This is a genomic window from Pseudomonas sp. SWRI50, from assembly GCF_014269095.1.
GTDB lineage: Bacteria > Pseudomonadota > Gammaproteobacteria > Pseudomonadales > Pseudomonadaceae > Aquipseudomonas > Aquipseudomonas kermanshahensis.
The window spans coordinates 116,077-134,735 of the sequence record NZ_JABWRW010000010.1 but is presented as its reverse complement, the minus strand read 5'-3'; the positions used below and the strand labels follow the sequence as shown (position 1 = coordinate 134,735).

The 18,659-nt window shown below is 63.4% G+C and carries 12 protein-coding genes; 9 read left to right on the top strand and 3 right to left on the bottom strand.

The genetic code is table 11. The features are described from left to right. The first annotated feature begins 223 nt into the window (after positions 1 to 223). The 7 genes from HU750_RS13280 (at position 224) to HU750_RS13250 (ending at position 13,882) form a co-directional block, all read left to right on the top strand. Entirely contained in the window at positions 224 to 1,504 is a 1,281-nt protein-coding gene (locus HU750_RS13280; RefSeq protein ID WP_027593596.1) for a serine/threonine transporter, read from the top strand. 168 nt (positions 1,505 to 1,672) lie between these two features. After that, a complete protein-coding gene (gene tpx / locus HU750_RS13275) occupies positions 1,673 to 2,173 on the top strand; it encodes a thiol peroxidase (protein ID WP_027593595.1) in 501 nt (166 codons plus the stop codon). Positions 2,174 to 2,375: 202 nt separating this feature from the next. Further along, entirely contained in the window at positions 2,376 to 3,647 is a 1,272-nt protein-coding gene (locus HU750_RS13270) for an MdtA/MuxA family multidrug efflux RND transporter periplasmic adaptor subunit (RefSeq protein ID WP_027593594.1), read from the top strand. Then, positions 3,644 to 6,742 (top strand): MdtB/MuxB family multidrug efflux RND transporter permease subunit, encoded by a 3,099-nt coding sequence (locus HU750_RS13265; RefSeq protein WP_027593593.1) that lies wholly within the window; start codon positions 3,644 to 3,646, stop codon positions 6,740 to 6,742. Before HU750_RS13270 ends, HU750_RS13265 begins: the two co-directional genes overlap by 4 nt. Beyond that, positions 6,739 to 9,846 carry an efflux RND transporter permease subunit gene (locus tag HU750_RS13260; protein WP_027593592.1) on the top strand — a complete coding sequence of 1,036 codons (3,108 nt, stop codon included), beginning with the start codon at positions 6,739 to 6,741 and terminating at the stop codon, positions 9,844 to 9,846. The genes HU750_RS13265 and HU750_RS13260 overlap by 4 nt, the downstream gene beginning before the upstream one ends. Next, on the top strand, positions 9,843 to 11,330 hold the full coding sequence (locus HU750_RS13255) for an efflux transporter outer membrane subunit (protein ID WP_027593591.1): 1,488 nt from the start codon (positions 9,843 to 9,845) through the stop codon (positions 11,328 to 11,330). The genes HU750_RS13260 and HU750_RS13255 overlap by 4 nt, the downstream gene beginning before the upstream one ends. A 464-nt stretch (positions 11,331 to 11,794) precedes the next feature. Beyond that, complete coding sequence (locus HU750_RS13250) at positions 11,795 to 13,882, top strand: putative bifunctional diguanylate cyclase/phosphodiesterase (RefSeq protein WP_186680268.1); 2,088 nt, start codon at positions 11,795 to 11,797, stop codon at positions 13,880 to 13,882. Here the strand turns inward: HU750_RS13250 and HU750_RS13245 are convergent. Continuing rightward, complete coding sequence (locus HU750_RS13245) at positions 13,879 to 14,139, bottom strand: DUF1652 domain-containing protein (RefSeq protein WP_027593589.1); 261 nt, start codon at positions 14,137 to 14,139, stop codon at positions 13,879 to 13,881. The two genes, HU750_RS13250 and HU750_RS13245, sit on opposite strands and share 4 nt — an antisense overlap. 252 nt (positions 14,140 to 14,391) lie before the next feature. Beyond that, positions 14,392 to 15,039 (bottom strand): DUF1345 domain-containing protein, encoded by a 648-nt coding sequence (locus tag HU750_RS13240; RefSeq protein WP_186680265.1) that lies wholly within the window; start codon positions 15,037 to 15,039, stop codon positions 14,392 to 14,394. A 148-nt stretch (positions 15,040 to 15,187) separates the two neighbouring features. Here HU750_RS13240 and pgm point away from each other — a divergent pair, with 148 nt between their 5' ends. Next, entirely contained in the window at positions 15,188 to 16,825 is a 1,638-nt protein-coding gene (gene pgm / locus HU750_RS13235) for a phosphoglucomutase (alpha-D-glucose-1,6-bisphosphate-dependent) (protein WP_186680262.1), read from the top strand. A gap of 126 nt (positions 16,826 to 16,951) precedes the next feature. Here the strand turns inward: pgm and HU750_RS13230 are convergent, their stop codons facing one another. Further along, positions 16,952 to 17,650: a LysR family transcriptional regulator gene (locus tag HU750_RS13230; RefSeq protein ID WP_186680259.1), complete on the bottom strand. Its 699-nt coding sequence runs from the start codon at positions 17,648 to 17,650 to the stop codon at positions 16,952 to 16,954. Between the two features lie 147 nt (positions 17,651 to 17,797). On the opposite strand from HU750_RS13230, the gene HU750_RS13225 reads away from it, so the two are divergent. Beyond that, the gene (locus HU750_RS13225) at positions 17,798 to 18,625 is read left to right on the top strand and encodes an amidohydrolase family protein (RefSeq protein ID WP_027593585.1); all 828 of its coding nucleotides are present in this window, start codon (positions 17,798 to 17,800) and stop codon (positions 18,623 to 18,625) included. Positions 18,626 to 18,659: the final 34 nt, after the last annotated feature.

Here is an 18,659-nt window from a genome sequence, read left to right as displayed (position 1 = left end):
CGCGCAACACCTGTAGGAGCGGCCTTGCGTCGCGAAAGGGGCGCGAAGCGGCCCCCGGTTTCACCCAGTTGTCATGACAAGTGCAACCGTCCCTCGGACGGGGCTTCGCAACCGCCCACTTTCAGTGCACAATCGCGCCCCTCTTTTTTGGTTGGGGAGCGCGAAGCGTCTGGTTCGCCATTCCCAGCCCTGTTGCAGTCTTGCGAGTGGAGCTACACCCGGAATGAATGAGCAGGCCCCAAGCGTCGAACGGCGCTATGAAGAATCGACCCCGGCAGCCTTGGGCAGCTGGGCACGTCAAGACACCACCTGGATGCTGGGCCTGTTCGGCACCGCCATCGGCGCAGGTACGTTATTCCTGCCCATCAATGCTGGCCTCGGTGGCTTCTGGCCGCTGATCATCCTGGCCGTGCTGGCCTTCCCGATGACTTACTTCGCCCACCGTGGCCTGACCCGTTTCGTCCTCTCCGGGCGCAAGGGCGGGGACATCACTGAAGTGGTCGAGGAGCATTTCGGCATTACCGCCGGTGCATTGATCACCGTGCTGTACTTCTTCGCCATCTTCCCGATCCTGCTTATCTATAGCGTGGCGCTGACCAACACCGTCACCAGCTTCATGGAGCACCAGCTGCACATGACGCCGCCGCCGCGGGCGATCCTGTCGTTCGTGCTGATCCTGGGCCTGCTGGCCATCGTGCGCTGCGGTGAGCAGGCCACGGTCAAGGTCATGAGCCTGCTGGTCTACCCGTTCATCGTGGCCCTGGCGCTGCTGGGCCTGTACCTGGTACCGCACTGGACCGGTGGTATTCTCGACAGCGCCACCCAGCTGCCGTCGGGCTCGGCCTTCCTGCACACCGTGTGGCTGGCGATTCCGGTGATGGTGTTCTCGTTCAACCACTCGCCGATCATCTCGGCGTTCGCGGTCGACCAGAAGCGCCGTTACGGCGAGCATGCCGATGAGCGCAGCGGCCAGATCCTCGCCCGCGCCCACCTGCTGATGGTGGCCATGGTGCTGTTCTTCGTCTTCAGCTGCGTGCTGACCCTCAGCAGCGCCCAGCTGGCGGAAGCCAAGGCGCAGAACCTGTCGATCCTGTCGTACCTGGCCAATCACTTCAGCAACCCGACCATCGAGTTTGCCGCACCGCTGATTGCCTTCATTGCTATCGCCAAGTCGTTCCTGGGCCACTACATCGGTGCCAGTGAAGGCCTGAAAGGCATTATTGCCAAAACCGGCGCGCGCCCGGGCGCCAAAGCCCTGGACCGCGTGGTCGCGGCGCTGATGCTGGTGGTGTGCTGGATCGTCGCCACCCTCAACCCGAGCATTCTGGGCATGATCGAATCGCTGGGCGGCCCGATCATCGCGGTGCTGCTGTTCCTGATGCCGATGTACGCCATTCGCCGCGTGCCTTCGATGCGCAAGTACAGTGGGGCGATGTCCAACGTGTTCGTGGTCGCGGTTGGCGTGGTTGCGCTGACGTCGGTGGTTTACGGCTTGCTGAGCTGATCCACCGCCGGTGACACGCAATGCCCAGGTCGCCTGTTGCGACCTGGGCATTTTTTTGTCCACAAGAATTGTCTGGCAATAAAACAATTTTTGCTTCACCCATAGGCACCCGGCCGCCTTCATGCTTAACTCGGTGTCCTTTTCAAACCCCGCATAAGGATTTCGTCCATGGCTCAAGTGACTCTCAAAGGCAACCCGGTTCAGGTCAAGGGCAACCTGCCGCAAGCCGGTGCTAAGGCGCCAGCCTTCTCGCTGGTGGGTGAAGGCCTGGCTGACAAGTCGCTGCAGGACTACGCCGGCAAGCGCAAGGTGCTGAACATCTTCCCGAGCGTCGACACCCCAACCTGTGCCACGTCGGTGCGCAAGTTCAATGCCCAGGCCAACGATGTAGCCAACACCGTGGTGCTGTGCATCTCCGCCGACCTGCCATTCGCCCAGGCGCGCTTCTGCGGTGCCGAAGGCCTGGAGAACGTGAAGAACCTGTCGACCCTGCGTGGCGCCGAGTTCCTCGAAAACTACGGTGTGGCCATCGCCGACGGCCCGCTGGCTGGCCTGGCTGCACGTGCAGTGGTCGTGCTGGACGAAAACGACAACGTGCTGCACAGCGAGCTGGTCGGTGAAATCGCTGACGAGCCGAACTACGAGGCTGCGCTGGCTGTTCTGAAGTAAGGGAACTCCAGCCCCGCCCACCGCTCCAAGCAACACCCTGTAACGGCCCGGAACGATTTCCGGGCCGTTTTCGTTTAAAGTTCAGTGTTTTGGCAACGTCAGGCAAAGGTAAACCTCTGGTAAAGGGCCTTTGCTAAAACGATGCCAGTGCTTATCGTTCAACCCTCCCAAGTCGTCACTCCGAACAAGGTTCGTTCAACCCATGCAAGCGTCCAATTCCCGTTCCCCCCGTCGCTGGCTCGTCGGCCTGCTGATCCTGCTGCTGGTGGCCTTGCTGGCCTGGTGGCTGTGGCCCGCATCGCCTGCACATAAAGAAGCCAGCAGCGGGCGCATGGGCAAAGGCGGGCGCCCAGGTTTCGGGGCCTCCAGCGACCCGGTGCCGGTGCGTGTCGAGCCGGTTCGGGTGGGCGATTTCCCGCTGTACTACAAGGCGCTGGGCACGGTCACCGCGACCAACACCGTGAACGTGCGCAGCCGTGTGGCCGGTGAGCTGGTCAAGATCCACTTCAAGGAAGGCCAACAGGTCAAGGCTGGTGAACTGCTGGCCGAGATCGACCCTCGCAGCTACCGCATCGCCTTGCAGCAGGCCGAAGGCACCCTGGCGCAGAACCAGGCACAGCTGAAAAACGCCCAGGTCGACCTGGCGCGCTATAAAGGCCTGTATGCCGAGGACAGCATCGCCAAGCAGACCCTCGACACAGCAGAAGCCCAGGTCGCGCAATTCCAAGGCCTGGTCAAGACCAACCAGGCACAGGTCAGCGATGCGCGCCTGAACCTCGATTTCACCCAGATCCGCTCGCCGATCAATGGCCGGGTAGGCCTGCGCCAGCTTGACCTGGGCAACCTGGTGGCTGCCAACGACGCTACCGCGCTGGTGGTCATCACCCAGACCGAGCCGATCAACGTCGCGTTCACCCTGCCAGAAACCGAACTGAGCACCGTGCTGGAACGCTACCGCAGCGGCGCCAGCCTGCCGGTCGAGGCGTGGGACCGCAGCGACAGCAAGCTGCAGTCCACCGGGGTACTGGGCAGTATCGACAACCAGATCGACACCACCACCGGCACCCTCAAGTTCAAGGGCCGCTTCGAGAACAAGGACCTGGCGCTGTTCCCCAACCAGTTCGTCAATGTGCGCCTGTTGGCCGACACCCTCAAACAGGTGGTGCTGGCCCCGGCTGCGGCTATCCAGTTTGGCAACGATGGCACCTTTGCCTATGTGGTCAACGCCCAGAACACCGTCAATATCCGCAAGCTCAAGGTCGGCGCCAGCGATGGCGAGAACAGCGTGATTGTCGAAGGCCTGGCTGCCGGCGATCGCCTGGTGCTGGAAGGCACCGATCGCCTGCGTGAAGGCACCAAGGTAGAGGTGGTCGAAGACAGCTCGCAGGTGCCAACCACCCCAGGCCAGCATCTGCAGGGCCAGGACGCCAAGGGCTCGGCCCAAGCCGGTGAAGCAGGCAAGGCGGGCGCATGAACCTCTCGCGCCTGTTCATCCTGCGCCCGGTCGCCACCACGCTGAGCATGCTGGCCATCGTCCTGGCCGGCCTGATTGCCTACAAGCTGCTGCCAGTCTCGGCGCTGCCGCAGGTCGACTACCCGACCATCCGGGTCATGACCCTGTACCCAGGGGCCAGCCCGCAAGTCATGACCAGTGCGGTCACCGCGCCGCTGGAACGCCAGTTCGGGCAGATGCCGGGGCTGACCCAGATGGCCTCGACCAGCTCCGGCGGGGCGTCGGTGCTGACGTTGCGTTTCAGCCTCGACATGAACATGGACGTTGCCGAGCAACAGGTGCAGGCCGCGATCAACGCTGCCAGCAACTTGCTGCCCAGCGACTTGCCGGCGCCACCGGTCTACAACAAGGTCAACCCAGCCGACACGCCTGTGCTGACCCTGGCCATCTCCTCCAAGACCATGCCGCTGCCCAAGCTCAACGACTTGGTCGACACCCGTGTGGCCCAGAAGCTTGCCCAGATCAGTGGCGTGGGTATGGTCAGCATCGCTGGCGGCCAGCGTCAGGCGGTACGTATCAAGGTCAACGTCGATGCGTTGGCCGCCAACGGCCTCAACCTCGAGGACGTGCGGACGCTGATCGGGGCGTCCAACGTCAACCAGCCCAAGGGCAACTTCGATGGCCCGACCCGGGTGTCGATGCTCGATGCCAACGATCAACTGCGCTCCCCTGCGGAATACGCCAACCTGATCCTGTCCTATAACAATGGCGCGCCGCTGCGCCTGAAGGATGTCGCCGAGATCGTCGATGGTGCCGAAAACGAGCGCCTCGCGGCCTGGGCCAACGAAAACCAGGCGGTGTTGCTGAATATCCAGCGCCAGCCGGGCGCCAACGTCATCGAGGTGGTCGACCGGATCAAGGAACTGCTCCCCTCGATCACCGACAACCTGCCTGCCGGCCTGGACGTGTCGGTACTGACCGACCGCACCCAGACCATCCGCGCCGCGGTCAAGGACGTGCAGCACGAGCTGCTGATCGCCATCGTCCTGGTGGTCATGGTCACCTTTGTGTTCCTGCGCCGTTTCAGCGCCACCATCATCCCCTCGATCGCCGTACCGCTGTCGTTGATCGGCACCTTTGGCGTGATGTACCTGGCCGGGTTCTCGGTCAATAACCTGACCCTAATGGCTCTGACTATTGCCACCGGCTTCGTGGTGGATGACGCCATCGTCATGCTGGAGAACATCTCCCGCCACATCGAAGAAGGCGAAACGCCGATGCAGGCCGCGCTCAAGGGCGCCCGGCAGATTGGCTTCACCCTCATATCGCTGACCTTCTCGCTGATCGCGGTCCTGATTCCGCTGCTGTTCATGGCCGACGTGGTCGGCCGCCTGTTCCGCGAGTTCGCCATCACCCTGGCGGTGGCGATTCTGATTTCCCTGGTCGTGTCGTTGACCCTTACGCCGATGATGTGCGCGCGGTTGCTCAAGCGTGAGCCCAAGGAAGAAGAGCAGGGCCGTTTCTACCGCGCCAGCGGCGCCTGGATCGACTGGCTCATCGAACATTATGGCCGTGGCCTGCAGTGGGTGCTCAAACACCAGCCGCTGACCCTGCTGGTGGCCGTGGCCAGCCTGGGGCTCACCGTGGTCCTGTACATCGCCGTGCCCAAGGGCTTCTTTCCGGTGCAGGACACCGGCGTGATCCAGGGTATTTCCGAGGCGCCACAGTCGACTTCGTTCGCCGCCATGAGCGAACGCCAGCAGTCGCTGAGCAAGGTGATCCTGCAGGACCCGGCGGTGCAGAGCCTGTCGTCCTACATCGGCGTGGATGGCGACAACGCCACGCTCAACAGCGGGCGCCTACTGATCAACCTCAAGCCGCACGGCGAGCGGGATGTGACCGCTGGCGAGGTCATCAGCCGCCTGCAGCCGCAGCTCGACAAGCTGGTGGGTATCCGGCTGTTCATGCAGCCGGTGCAGGACTTGAGTATCGAGGACCGGGTCAGCCGCACCCAGTACCAGTTCAGCCTGTCGTCACCTGACGCCGACCTGCTGGCGCAGTGGAGCGGCAAGCTGGTGCAGGCGCTGCAACAGCGCCCAGAGCTTGCCGATGTGGCCAGCGACCTGCAGGACAAGGGCCTGCAGGTGTACCTGGTGATCGACCGCGACATGGCCAGCCGCTTGGGCATCTCGGTTTCGCAGATCACCAACGCCTTGTACGACGCCTTTGGCCAGCGGCAGATCTCGACCATCTACACCCAGGCCAGCCAGTACCGCGTGGTGCTGCAGTCGCAAGCCGCCGCCAGCATCGGCCCGCAGGCCTTGGAGTCGATCCACGTCAAGGCCACCGATGGCGGCCAGGTGCGGCTGTCGGCGTTGGCCCGTATCGAGCAGCGCCAGGCGCAGTTGGCGATCTCGCACATCGGCCAGTTCCCGGCGGTGATGATGTCGTTCAACCTGGCCCATGGCGCGTCGCTGGGCGAGGCGGTCAAGGTGATCGAACAGGTGCAGCAGGACATCGGCATGCCGATCGGCGTGCAGACCCGCTTCCAGGGCGCTGCAGAAGCATTCCAGGCCTCGCTGTCGAGCACCTTGCTGCTGATTCTCGCTGCGGTGGTGACCATGTACATCGTGCTGGGTGTGCTCTACGAGAGCTACATCCACCCGGTGACCATTCTCTCGACCTTGCCCTCGGCGGCGGTGGGGGCCTTGCTGGCGCTGCTCATCAGTGGCAATGACCTGGGGATGATCGCCATCATCGGCATCATCCTGCTGATCGGCATCGTCAAGAAAAACGCGATCATGATGATCGACTTTGCACTGGAAGCCGAGCGCAACCAGGGCATGAGCCCGCAGGACGCCATCTACCAGGCCGCATTGCTGCGTTTCCGGCCGATTCTGATGACGACGTTGGCCGCGCTGTTCGGCGCCGTGCCGCTGATGCTGGCGACCGGGTCCGGTGCCGAGCTGCGCCAGCCGCTGGGCCTGGTGATGGTGGGCGGGCTGCTGGTCAGCCAGGTGCTGACACTGTTCACTACGCCGGTCATCTACCTGTACTTCGACCGCCTGGCCCGTCGCTGGCGCCCGGCCACTGATGCCAAGCAGGCTGAGGCATGAACCTGTCCGGACCGTTTATTCGTCGCCCGGTGGCGACGATGCTGCTGAGCCTGGCGATCATGCTGCTGGGCGGCGTCAGCTTCGGCCTGTTGCCAGTTGCGCCGCTGCCGCAGATGGACTTCCCGGTGATCGTGGTGCAGGCCAACCTGTCCGGCGCCAGCCCGGAGGTGATGGCCGCCACGGTGGCCACGCCTTTGGAACGCAAGCTGGGCAGTATCGCGGGCGTCACTACGCTGACCAGTAGCTCTAACCAGGGCTCGACGCGGGTGGTCATCGGCTTCGAAATGGGCCGTGACATCGACGGTGCGGCGCGTGAGGTGCAGGCGGCGATCAACGCCACCCGTAACCTGCTGCCCAGTGGCATGCGCAGCATGCCGACGTACAAGAAGATCAACCCCTCGCAGGCACCGATCATGGTGCTGTCGTTGACCTCTGACGTGCTGAAGAAAGGCCAGTTGTACGATTTGGCTGACACCATCCTGTCCCAGAGCCTGGCCCAGGTATCCGGGGTAGGGGAGGTGCAGATCGGCGGCAGTTCGCTGCCCGCCGTGCGCATCTCGGTGGAGCCGCAGTTGCTCAACCAGTACGGCCTGTCGCTGGACGAGGTGCGTACCGCCGTGTCCAACGCCAACCAACGCCGGCCCATGGGCTTCGTCGAGGATGCCGAGCGCAGTTGGGAGGTGCGGGCGAATGACCAGTTGGAAACGGCGAAGGACTACGAGCCGGTAGTGATACGCCAGCAGAACGGCACCATCCTGCGCCTGTCCGACGTCGCCACCCTCACAGACAGCGTTGAAAACCGCTACAACAGCGGCTTCTTCAACGACCAGAGCGCGGTGTTGCTGGTGGTCAACCGCCAGACCGGCGCCAACATCATCGAGACGGTCGACCAGATCAAGTCGCAGTTGCCGGCGTTGCAGTCGTTGTTGCCAGCCAGCGTGCAGCTGAACGTGGCCATGGACCGCTCGCTGGTGATCAAGGCCACCCTCAAGGAGGCTGAGCACACGCTGCTGATCGCGGTGGGGCTGGTGATTCTGGTTGTCTACCTGTTCCTCGGCAGCCTGCGTGCCTCGTTGATCCCCAGCCTGGCAGTGCCGGTATCACTGGTAGGCACGTTCGCGGTCATGTATTTGTGCGGTTTCTCCCTCAACAACCTGTCGCTGATGGCGCTGATCCTGGCCACGGGCCTGGTGGTTGACGATGCCATTGTGGTGCTGGAGAACATCTCCCGGCACATCGAGGACGGCCAGCCGCCGATGCGTGCGGCGTTCCTCGGTGCCAAGGAAGTGGGCTTCACGCTGCTGTCGATGAACGTTTCGTTGGTGGCGGTGTTCGTCTCCATTCTGTTCATGGGGGGTATCGTACGTAGCCTGTTCCAGGAGTTTTCCATCACCCTGGCGGCTGCAATCATTGTCTCGCTGGTGGTCTCGCTGACCCTCACGCCGATGCTCTGCGCCCGTTGGCTGAAACCGCACCAGGCCGAACAGAGCCGCCTGCAGCGCTGGAGCGACAAGGTTCATCAGCGCATGGTCAACGGCTATGACCGCAGCCTCGGCTGGGTGCTACGGCACAAGCGCCTGACCTTGCTGAGTCTGCTGGCCACCATCGGTATCAACATCGCGTTGTATGTGGTGGTGCCCAAGACGCTGATGCCGCAGCAGGACACCGGCCAATTGATTGGCTTTATCCGTGGTGACGATGGCCTGTCGTTCAGCGTGATGCAGCCGAAGATGGAAACCTACCGCCGCGCCTTGCTGGCCGACCCTGCGGTACAGAGCGTTGCTGGCTTCATCGGCGGCAACAGCGGCACCAACAATGCGATGGTGATTGTGCGCCTGAAACCGATCAGCGAGCGCAAGATGGATGCCCAGAAGGTGATCGAGCGCCTGCGCAAAGAGATGCCTAAGGTGCCCGGCGGGCGGCTGTTCCTGATGGCCGACCAGGACCTGCAGTTAGGTGGCGGTGGGCGTGACCAGACGTCGTCGCAGTACCTCTATACCTTGCAGAGTGGCGACCTGGCGGCCCTTCGCGAGTGGTTCCCGAAAGTGGTCGCGGCGGTGCGCGCATTGCCCGAACTGACCGCCATCGACGCCCGTGATGGCGCGGGTACCCCGCAGGTTACCCTGGTGGTCGACCGTGATCAGGCCAAGCGCCTGGGCATCGACATGGACATGGTGACCACGGTGCTCAACAACGCCTACAGCCAGCGGCAGATCTCGACCATCTACGACAGCCTCAACCAGTACCAGGTGGTGCTGGAGATCAACCCGAAATACGCCTGGGACCCGAGCACGCTGGAACAGGTGCAGGTGATCACCAGCGACGGTGCCCGCGTGCCGTTGTCGACCATCGCCCACTACGAAAACAGCTTGGCCAATGACCGAGTCAGCCACGAAGGGCAGTTCGCTTCCGAAGACATCGCCTTCGACGTCGCCGAAGGCTACAGCCCCGACCAGGCCATGGCTGCAGTGGAGCGGGCGGTGGCCAAGCTTGGCCTGCCCGAGGAAGTCATCGCCAAACTCGGTGGCACCGCCGACGCCTTTGCCAAGACCCAGGAGGGCCAACCCTTCATGATTCTGGGCGCGCTGGTGCTGGTGTACCTGGTGCTGGGCATTCTGTATGAAAGCTACATTCACCCGCTGACCATTCTGTCGACCCTGCCCTCGGCCGGCGTCGGTGCCTTGCTGGCGCTCTACGTCACTGGAGGCGAGTTCAGCCTGATCTCGCTGCTGGGCCTGTTCTTGCTGATCGGCGTGGTGAAAAAGAATGCGATCCTGATGATCGACCTGGCCCTGCAGCTGGAGCGCCAACAAGGCCTGTCGCCGGAGGAATCGATCCGTCGCGCCTGCCTGCTGCGCCTGCGGCCGATCCTGATGACCACCCTGGCGGCCATCCTCGGCGCCTTGCCGTTGCTGGTGAGCCGTGCCGAGGGGGCGGAAATGCGCCAGCCTTTGGGCTTGACCATCATCGGCGGCCTGGTCTTCAGCCAGATCCTCACCCTTTATACGACGCCGGTGGTCTACCTGTACCTCGACCGCCTGCGTCACCGTTTCAACCATTGGCGCGGCGTGCGCACCGACGCCGCTCTGGAAACCCCGCTATGAATTTTGCCCAGACACCGCTTCACCGTGCCCTGCAGTCATTGACCCTGGGGCGTGGCTCGCGTCTGCTCGGCGCCAGTCTGTGCGTGGCGCTGCTCAGTGCCTGTACCCTGAGCCCGGACTACCACCGCCCCGAGCTGAGCACCCCGGCGCAGTACAAGCAGGCCGAGGGCTGGACCCAGGCCAAGCCCTCGGACGCGATCGCCCGTGGCGCCTGGTGGGAAGTCTACGGCGATGCCGGGCTCAATGCGCTGGTTGAAGAGCTCAACCGCAGCAACCAGACGGTTGCGCAGTCGGAGGCCCAGTACCGTCAGGCCCAGGCCCTGGTGCGCAGCAGCCGCGCCGCGCTGTTCCCCAGCCTGGACCTGAGCGCCAGCAAGAACCGTTCAGCCCAGGGTACTGGTAGCTCGAGCTCCAGCCTGTCGAACAACAGCAGCGGCATCCGCAACACCTACAACACCCAGCTCGGCGTGAGCTGGGAAATCGACCTGTGGGGCAAGCTGCGTGAAACCTTGAACGCCAACGAAGCCAGTGCCGAAGCCAGCTTCGCCGACCTTGCCTCGATCCGCCTGAGCCAGCAGTCGGAGCTGGTGCAGAACTACCTGCAGTTGCGTGTGATCGACGAGCAGAAGCGCCTGTTGGAAGCGACCGTGGCCACCTACGAACGCTCGCTGCGCATGACTGAAAACCAATACCGTGCCGGTGTGTCTGGCCCGGATGCGGTGGCGCAGGCGCGCACGCAGCTGAAGAGCACCCAGGCGGACCTGATCGACCTGATCTGGCAGCGTGCGCAGTTCGAAAATGCCATTGCCGTGTTGCTGGGCAAGGCCCCGGCGAATTTTGCCCTGGCAGACAGCAAGACCATCCCAGCGCTGCCGCAAATTCCAGTGACGTTGCCCTCGCAGTTGCTCGAACGCCGCCCGGACATTGCCTCGGCCGAGCGCAATGTGATGGCAGCCAATGCCAATATCGGGGTATCGCGGGCCGCTTACTTCCCCGACCTGAGCCTGAGCATGAGTGGCGGGTATTCCAGCAGCAGCTTCAGCAACTGGATCGAACTGCCGAACCGTTACTGGTCGGTGGGGCCTTCGCTGGCCATGACCTTGTTCGATGCGGGCAAGCGTAGCGCCGAGGTGGACCGCACCGTCGCGGTGTACGACCAGACCGTGGCGCAGTACCGCCAGACCGTGCTGGATGGCTTCAAGGAGGTGGAGAACTTCCTGGTGCAGCTGAAGGTGTACGGCGATGAAGCGGTGGTGCGCCAGGAGGCACTGGACGCGGCGCGTGAGTCGCTGCGCCTGACTGAAAATCAGTACCGTGCAGGGCTGATTGGCTACCTGGATGTGGTGAACGTGCAGACCACCGCGCTGAGCAACGAGCGCAGTGTGCTGAACCTGCTGCAGGGGCGGTTGGTGGCCAGTGTGCAACTGATTGCCGCGCTGGGCGGCGGCTGGGATGCCGAGCAGGCGTTTGCCGAACAGGAGTGATGGCTGGCTATTCATGCTGGGCTATAAGTGCCACTTCGTGGACCCATGCCTCGATCACTGTAGGAGCAGCCTTGTGCTGCGAAGAGGCCCTTACGGCTACTACATCTTTGCCAGGCATACGGGCCTCTTCGCAGCACAAGGCTGCTCCTACAAAGACGTGCGCATGACTGGGCTTTGGTAGCCGCTGAGTCTTACGTGCGGGCCTTGAGGATGACGAACTTCGTATTGAACATAGGGTTTAGCCCTTCCTTGTAGGAGCAGCCTTGTGCTGCGAAGAGGCCCTAACGGCTAATACAGCGCTACCAGGCATACGGGCCACTTCGCAGCGCAAGGTACGTATGCCCAGCCGTGGCATCCCAGCACTTGGATCCATTCCCATTCGCAAAAACCCCGTGCGTTTCGCCAAAGCTTGAGTACAATCGTCAGCTTTTTCCGGGCCCCCTGGCCCGTCGCTGGAACTCCCAATGCTGACCGGTAGCTACTCCTCTTCGCTGGTGTTGATTTCGCTGTGCGTGGCGATCCTGGCGTCCTACACCGCCCTTGACCTGACCGGCCGTATCGCGACGGCCAAGGGCAGGGCTGTGCACCTGTGGATGGGGGGCGGTGCGTTGGCCATGGGGGTCGGCGTGTGGTCGATGCACTTCATCGGCATGCTCGCGTTCAGCCTGCCCATTGACCTGGGCTACGACCTTGGCCTGACTGCGTTCTCGCTGTTGATTGCGGTGCTGTCGTCAGGCTTTGCCTTGTGGCTGGTAAGCCAGCCGAGCCTGCCCTGGCTGCAACTGGGCTTTGGCGCGTTGATTATGGGCGCGGGCATCAGTTGCATGCACTACACCGGTATGGCCGCGCTGCGCATGCTGCCGGGCATCGACTATGACCCTGCGCTGTTCGGCGCCTCGCTGATGATCGCCGTGGGCGCCTCGGCAGCGGCGTTGTGGATCGCGTTCCGCTTGCGCAAGCACACCCCTTACGTCCGGCAGATTCGTGGCCTGGCAGCAGTGATCATGGGCTTGGCCATCGTCGGCATGCACTACACCGGCATGGCCGCAGCCAATTTCCCCGAGGGCAGTTTCTGTGGTGCGCTGGCCGGTGGGCTGCAAGGCGACGGGCTGGTCTACCTGGTGTTGATCACCACCCTGGCAGTGCTGGCGGTAGCTTTGTTGACCTCGGTACTGGACGCACGTCTCGAAGCGCGCACGGCGGAACTGGCCCGCTCGCTGACCCTGGCCAACCAGGAACTGACCCAGCTGGCCCTGCACGACACGCTCACCGACCTGCCCAACCGCACCTTGTTAGCCGACCGCATCGAGCAAGCCATCGCCAAGGTGGCGGAGCAGGGCGGTTGTTTTGCGCTGATGTTCATCGACCTGGATGGCTTCAAACCGGTCAACGATGCCTTTGGTCACCATGTCGGCGACTTGCTGCTCAAGGCCGTCGCGGCGCGCCTGCGCGGCCATTTACACAGCCAGGACACGCTGGCGCGCATTGGTGGCGACGAGTTCGTGCTGCTGGTGGAGCTGCAGGAGCCCAACGATGCCATGGACGTGGCGGTCAAGCAGGTCAACCTGGTGTCGCGGCCGTTTCGCGTCGCCGAGCATGATTTGCAGCTCACGGCCAGCCTGGGGATCGTCTTGTACCCCGGCAATGGCCAGGATCAGCACGAGTTGCTGCGCAATGCCGATGCCGCGATGTACCACGCCAAAAGCGCCGGTAAAAACGGCTACAGCTTCTTCGACGTGTCGATGAACAGCAACGCCCGGCAGCAATTGCAGTTATTGCAGGACCTGCGCCAGGCCCTGGAGCAGCGCCAGTTCCGCCTGCACTATCAGCCCAAGTTCGATGCCCAGGCCTGCCAGCCAATCGGTGCCGAAGCGTTGCTGCGCTGGGAGCACCCACAGCAGGGCCTGCTGCTGCCTGACCGGTTCATCGGCCTGGCGGAAAAAACCGGCCTGATCATCCCGATTGGCGAGTGGGTGCTTGACGAAGCCTGCCGGCAGATGCGCCAGTGGCTGAACCAGGGCCACCAGGGGTGGCGTATGGCAGTCAACCTGTCGGCCATCCAGTTTTGCCATGCGGGGCTGGTCGACAGCGTGGCCCGGGCCCTGCGCGAAAACGGCCTGCCGGCCAACTGCCTGACCCTGGAGATTACCGAGACCACCGCCATGCATGATGCCGATGCCAGCCTGACAGTGTTGCAGCGCCTGTCCGACATGGGCGTGGACTTGTCCATCGATGACTTCGGCACGGGCTATTCCAGCCTCATGTACCTGAAGCGACTGCCGGCCAACGAGCTGAAGATCGACCGGGGGTTTGTGCGTGACCTGGAGCAGGACAGCGATGACGCCGCGATCGTCTCGGCGATTGTCGCACTAGGCCAGGCGCTGGGCTTGCGCATCGTTGCCGAAGGGGTAGAGACGGACAAGCAGCAAGACTTCCTCACCCGCCTGGGTTGCGATTCGCTGCAGGGTTATCTGCTCGGGCAACCGGTGCCGGCCGAGCAATTCATGGGCAAATTGCAGGCCATGCGGGAGACGCCTGAGGTGGCAGTCTAGCCTGCGTCGCGCAGGGCGAAGACGGGTACGAAGGCGTCCATCTCAGCCTCGACCGCTTCAATGATGCGCTCGACATCCGCAGCGGCCATGATCGCAGCGCAAGGGATGCCGGCAATAGCCAGCAAGGTTTCTCCGGTGGCGCGGTCGAACAGGCGCGCGATCATGCTGCGCGGTGCATCCATGCTGGCTTCGAAGCCGAGCGGGTGGAAATGCCAGCGCATCACCTGGCAGGCGTTCGGGAACGTCATTTTGTTCATGCCAGCCTCCTTGTCCGTACCTGGACGCGGTGAGCGGGAGGCCGCGTGCACGGCCGCCGGGAATGTAACCATAGCACCTGCCACGCCATTGCCCAGGGTGGGAATACGCCGGAATCGTGGAGGTTTGACCTAGGTCACAGTGCTGTTAGGGCCGCTATCCACCGGCAGCTCGCCTAGCAAACGTTTTCCTTGCGGGGTGCCGCAGGTAACGGCCGCCTCTACCGCACTGGGTTTTCGGACGAGCGGTGTGTGCTACCCCAGCAGGCCGGCCGCAATGTTGATGGTGAACCCCAGAATGGCCGTGTTGAACACGAACCCTACCACTGAATGTGCCAGCACCACCCGGCGCAACCCCCGGCCAGCGACGCCGACATCGGACGTTTGCACCGCCACACTGATAGTGAACGAGAAGTAGTGAAAGTCCCAGTAATCCGGGTTGCGCTCGCCATCGGCAAAGCGCAGCGGGGGCTCATGGTTCTGGCCGGTATAGAACAGCCGGGCATAGTGCAGGCTGAAGATGCAGCCGATCAACAGCCAGGAGCCGGCCACGGTCAACCCGGTGTACAAGTAGTGCAGGGCCAGGGCGCTGCCTTGCAGGCCGCGGCTGGAGACCAGTTGCAAGGTGATTGCGGCCAGGCTGGCGATGGCAGCGATGCAGACGGTGAGCAGGACCAGGCCGGCGTTCTCATCCTCGACCTGGGCAACGTTGCGGACCTTTTCCGGGTTGGCGCTCCAGGTAAGCCACAGGACCAGCAGCAGGTAGAGCCAGACGCCGAGGTTCCAGCCGACCAGAATGTGCTGGACCGTGTCACCGGCAGGGATCAGCCAGGCGCCGATGATGCCGACCAAGGTGGCGAACGTGAGGCGAGGGTGGGTACGTGTCAGGCGGTGAAAAGCCATGGGGCCTCGTTGCCGGGGAGTGGTGGCTAATACTCTAGACCATCGCCAAGTGCTGGCGGCTTTCATCGCGTCGCCCGTCGCGCGGCGTTGCAACTCTCAGTACACTGCACGTTCCAACACCAACATTCGTTGAACTCGAGGTTTCTGCATGACGCTCAGTCCTTTGGCAGGCAAGCCGGCTCCGGCCAGCGTGCTGGTCGATATCCCCCGACTGCTCACCGCTTACTACACCGGCCGCCCCGACGCTGGCGTGGTGGCCCAACGGGTGGCCTTCGGCACCTCGGGGCACCGAGGCACCTCGCTTGAGCTGAGTTTCAACGAGTACCACGTACTGGCCATTACCCAGGCCATCTGCCTGTACCGCCAGGAGAAGGGCATCGATGGCCCGCTGTTCATTGGCGCCGACACCCATGCGCTGTCGGCACCGGCCACGGCCAGTGCCCTGGAAGTGCTGGCGGCCAATGGCGTGCAGGTGATGCTGTCCAAAGACGACGAGTACACGCCGACCCCAGCGGTGTCCCACGCCATCCTGTGCTACAACCGTGGCCGCGAGCAGGGCCTGGCCGATGGCATCGTCATCACGCCGTCGCACAACCCGCCGCAAAGCGGTGGCTTCAAGTACAACCCGCCCAATGGCGGCCCAGCCGACAGCGACGTGACCAAGTGGGTCGAGGCCAAGGCCAACGAGCTGCTGGCTGCGAACCTGGCTGGCGTCAAACGCATGGACCATGCCCAGGCACTGCAGGCTGCCACCACGCACCGCCACGACTACGTGAGCCACTACGTGGCAGACCTGGGCAATGTCATCGACTTCGACGTGATTCGCAGCGCCAACCTGCGCCTGGGCGTCGACCCGCTGGGCGGCGCCGGGGTTAACTACTGGTCGGCGATTGCCAAGCATTACAAGCTGAACCTGGAAGTGGTCAACAGCGAGGTCGACCCGACCTTCCGCTTCATGACCGTCGACTGGGACGGCCAGATCCGCATGGACCCATCCTCGCCCTACGCCATGCAGGGCCTCATCGGCCTGCGCGAGCGCTTTGACGTGGCCTTTGCCTGCGACCCGGACCACGACCGCCACGGCATCGTCACCCCGGATGGCCTGCTGCAGCCGAACAACTACCTGGCCGTGGCCATCGACTACCTGTTCCGCCACCGCCCGCAATGGCGCAGCGACGCAGCCGTGGGCAAGACCGTGGTGTCCAGTGGCCTGATCGACCGCGTTACCGAGCGCCTGGGCCGCGAGCTGTTCGAGGTGCCGGTGGGCTTCAAGTTCTTCGCCCAAGGCCTCTTCGACGGTTCATTGGGCTTTGGTGGCGAGGAGAGCGCGGGGGCTTCGTTCCTGCGGCGCGATGGGTCGGTCTGGGCCACTGACAAGGACGGTTTGATCCCGGCCTTGCTGGCCGCCGAGATGACCGCACGCACCGGTCGCAACCCGAGCCAGGCTTATGCCGACCTGACCTCAGCACTGGGCAAGCCGTATGCCACCCGCGTCGAGGCCAAGGCGGATGCCCGGCAGAAGGCGTTGTTGAGCAAGCTGGCACCTGAGCAGGTTAAATCCACAGAGCTTGCTGGTGAGCCAATCGTGCAGATCCTCAGCCATGCACCGGGTAACGGCCAGGCGATTGGCGGGTTGAAAGTGATGACCGCCAATGGCTGGTTTGCCGCACGGCCGTCGGGCACCGAGGACATCTACAAGATCTATGCCGAAAGCTTTATCGACGAGGCGCACCTGCAGCGCCTGGTGCAGGAAGCGCAGGTGTTGGTGGACGCGGCGATCGCCTGATTGTACTCAAGGGGCTGCCTTGCAGCCCATCGCCGGCAAGCCGGCTCCCACAGGTTTTTCGCAAGGTCTGAGCCTGCGCAGTTACCTGTGGGAGCCGGCGATGGGCCGCCGGGCGGCCCCGGTTCATCAAGGGGTTGGCAACGCGAACCCCTCGATCCCCCGCCCCAGCTTCAGGGCCTGGGCATGCAGCACCTGCATCAGGTGCAGCGCCGAGTGCGAAGGTGGCTCGAAGCGCGAATAGACGAAACTGATGTCGAAGTGGATTTCGTCGGCCAGGGGGACCACCACCATGCGCCCGCGCATGAACGCGCGTGAATGCAGGTGATCGTGGATCACCGGCAAGGCGGCAATCGACAGGTCGACCTTCTTCGACAGGATCTGGTTCGGCATTTCACCCATCAACGAGGTCTGCCACTCGATGTTCAGCGAGGGTGACTCACGCTTGAGTTGGGCCAGCGCAATCGGGATGACCACGGTCGACAGCGAGGCGCTGCACGAGATGCGCAGGTTACGGTGGCCGCCACTGCCCAGTGACAACGCACATTCATTGACCTCCAGCGCGGCCTGATACACCCGCTCGACTTCGCGGTACAGAATCTGCGCTTCGTGGGTCGGCACCAGGCGGTTGTTGATACGCTCGAACAAGCGGTACGCCAGCCGCCCCTCGATGTACTGGATCAATTTGCTCACGGCCGGCTGCGACACATAGAGCATCTTCGCCGCCGCGCTGATCGAGCCCGTCAACATCACCGCACGAAACACTTCCATGTGCCGCAGTTTGAACACCAGGTTGCGGGCTTCCGGGCCGTCATGGTCGAGGGGCATGAGCATTACCTTTGGTTATGGTCTTCGCCATCTGGGTATGAGCGCAGACGCCGGGCACGCAGTATCTTGAAGCCTGCCGAGTCGCCTTCGCGGCGCACAATAACAAGATCTGCAGGCAAGCGCAGCGGCGCTTGACGGGAGTGTTGCGTGAACATCTTCGATGAACCCAAGATCGATTGCCATAACCATTTGTTTGACCCTGCGCGCTTTCCCTATCACCCCGACGCGCCTTACGCCCCGTCCGGGCAGGAGGTCGCCACCCTCGAGCAATTCAACCGGGTGATGGACGCCTATGGCGTGCAGCATGCCTTGCTGGTGGGGCCGAACAGCGGCTACCACACCGACAATAGCTGCCTGCTGAGCGCGCTCGCCACTGGGCAGGGGCGTTTCAAGGGGGTGGCAGTGGTTAGCCCTGACATCACCCTGGATGCGCTGGCTACGTTGCAGGCGCAAGGGGTGGTCGGGGTGGCCTTCAACCCGGCGTTGTACGGTGTGGCGAGCCTGGATGCAGCCGACGGGTTGTTCGGCAAGCTCGCCGAGCTCGACCTGTTTGCGCAGATTCAGGTGTGCGAAGACCAGTTGCTGGCGCTGCGCGGGCTGCTTGAGCGCACGTCGGCGCGCGTGTTGATCGACCATTGCGGCCGCCCGGAGGTGAGCGCCGGTATTCACCAACCGGGTTTCCAGGCCTTGCTGCGGTTGGCCGCAAGCGGCCGGGCCAGCGTCAAGCTGTCCGGCATGCAGAAGTTCGCCTCGGCCGATGCGCTGCAGGCGCAGAGCAGTGCCTACGTTCATGCCCTGCTCGAAGCGTTTGGCCCACAGGCCTGCGTGTGGGGCTCCGATTGGCCGTTCATTCGTCAGCGCTCGCGGGTGGACTACGGGCCGCTGCTGAAACTGGCCGAGCAACTGATGCCGGATGCGCAACTGCGCCGCACCGTCATGTGGGACACACCGCGACGTCTGTTCGGGTTTGCCTAGCGCACCGCCCTTTGCCATTCCAATAACAAGAGAG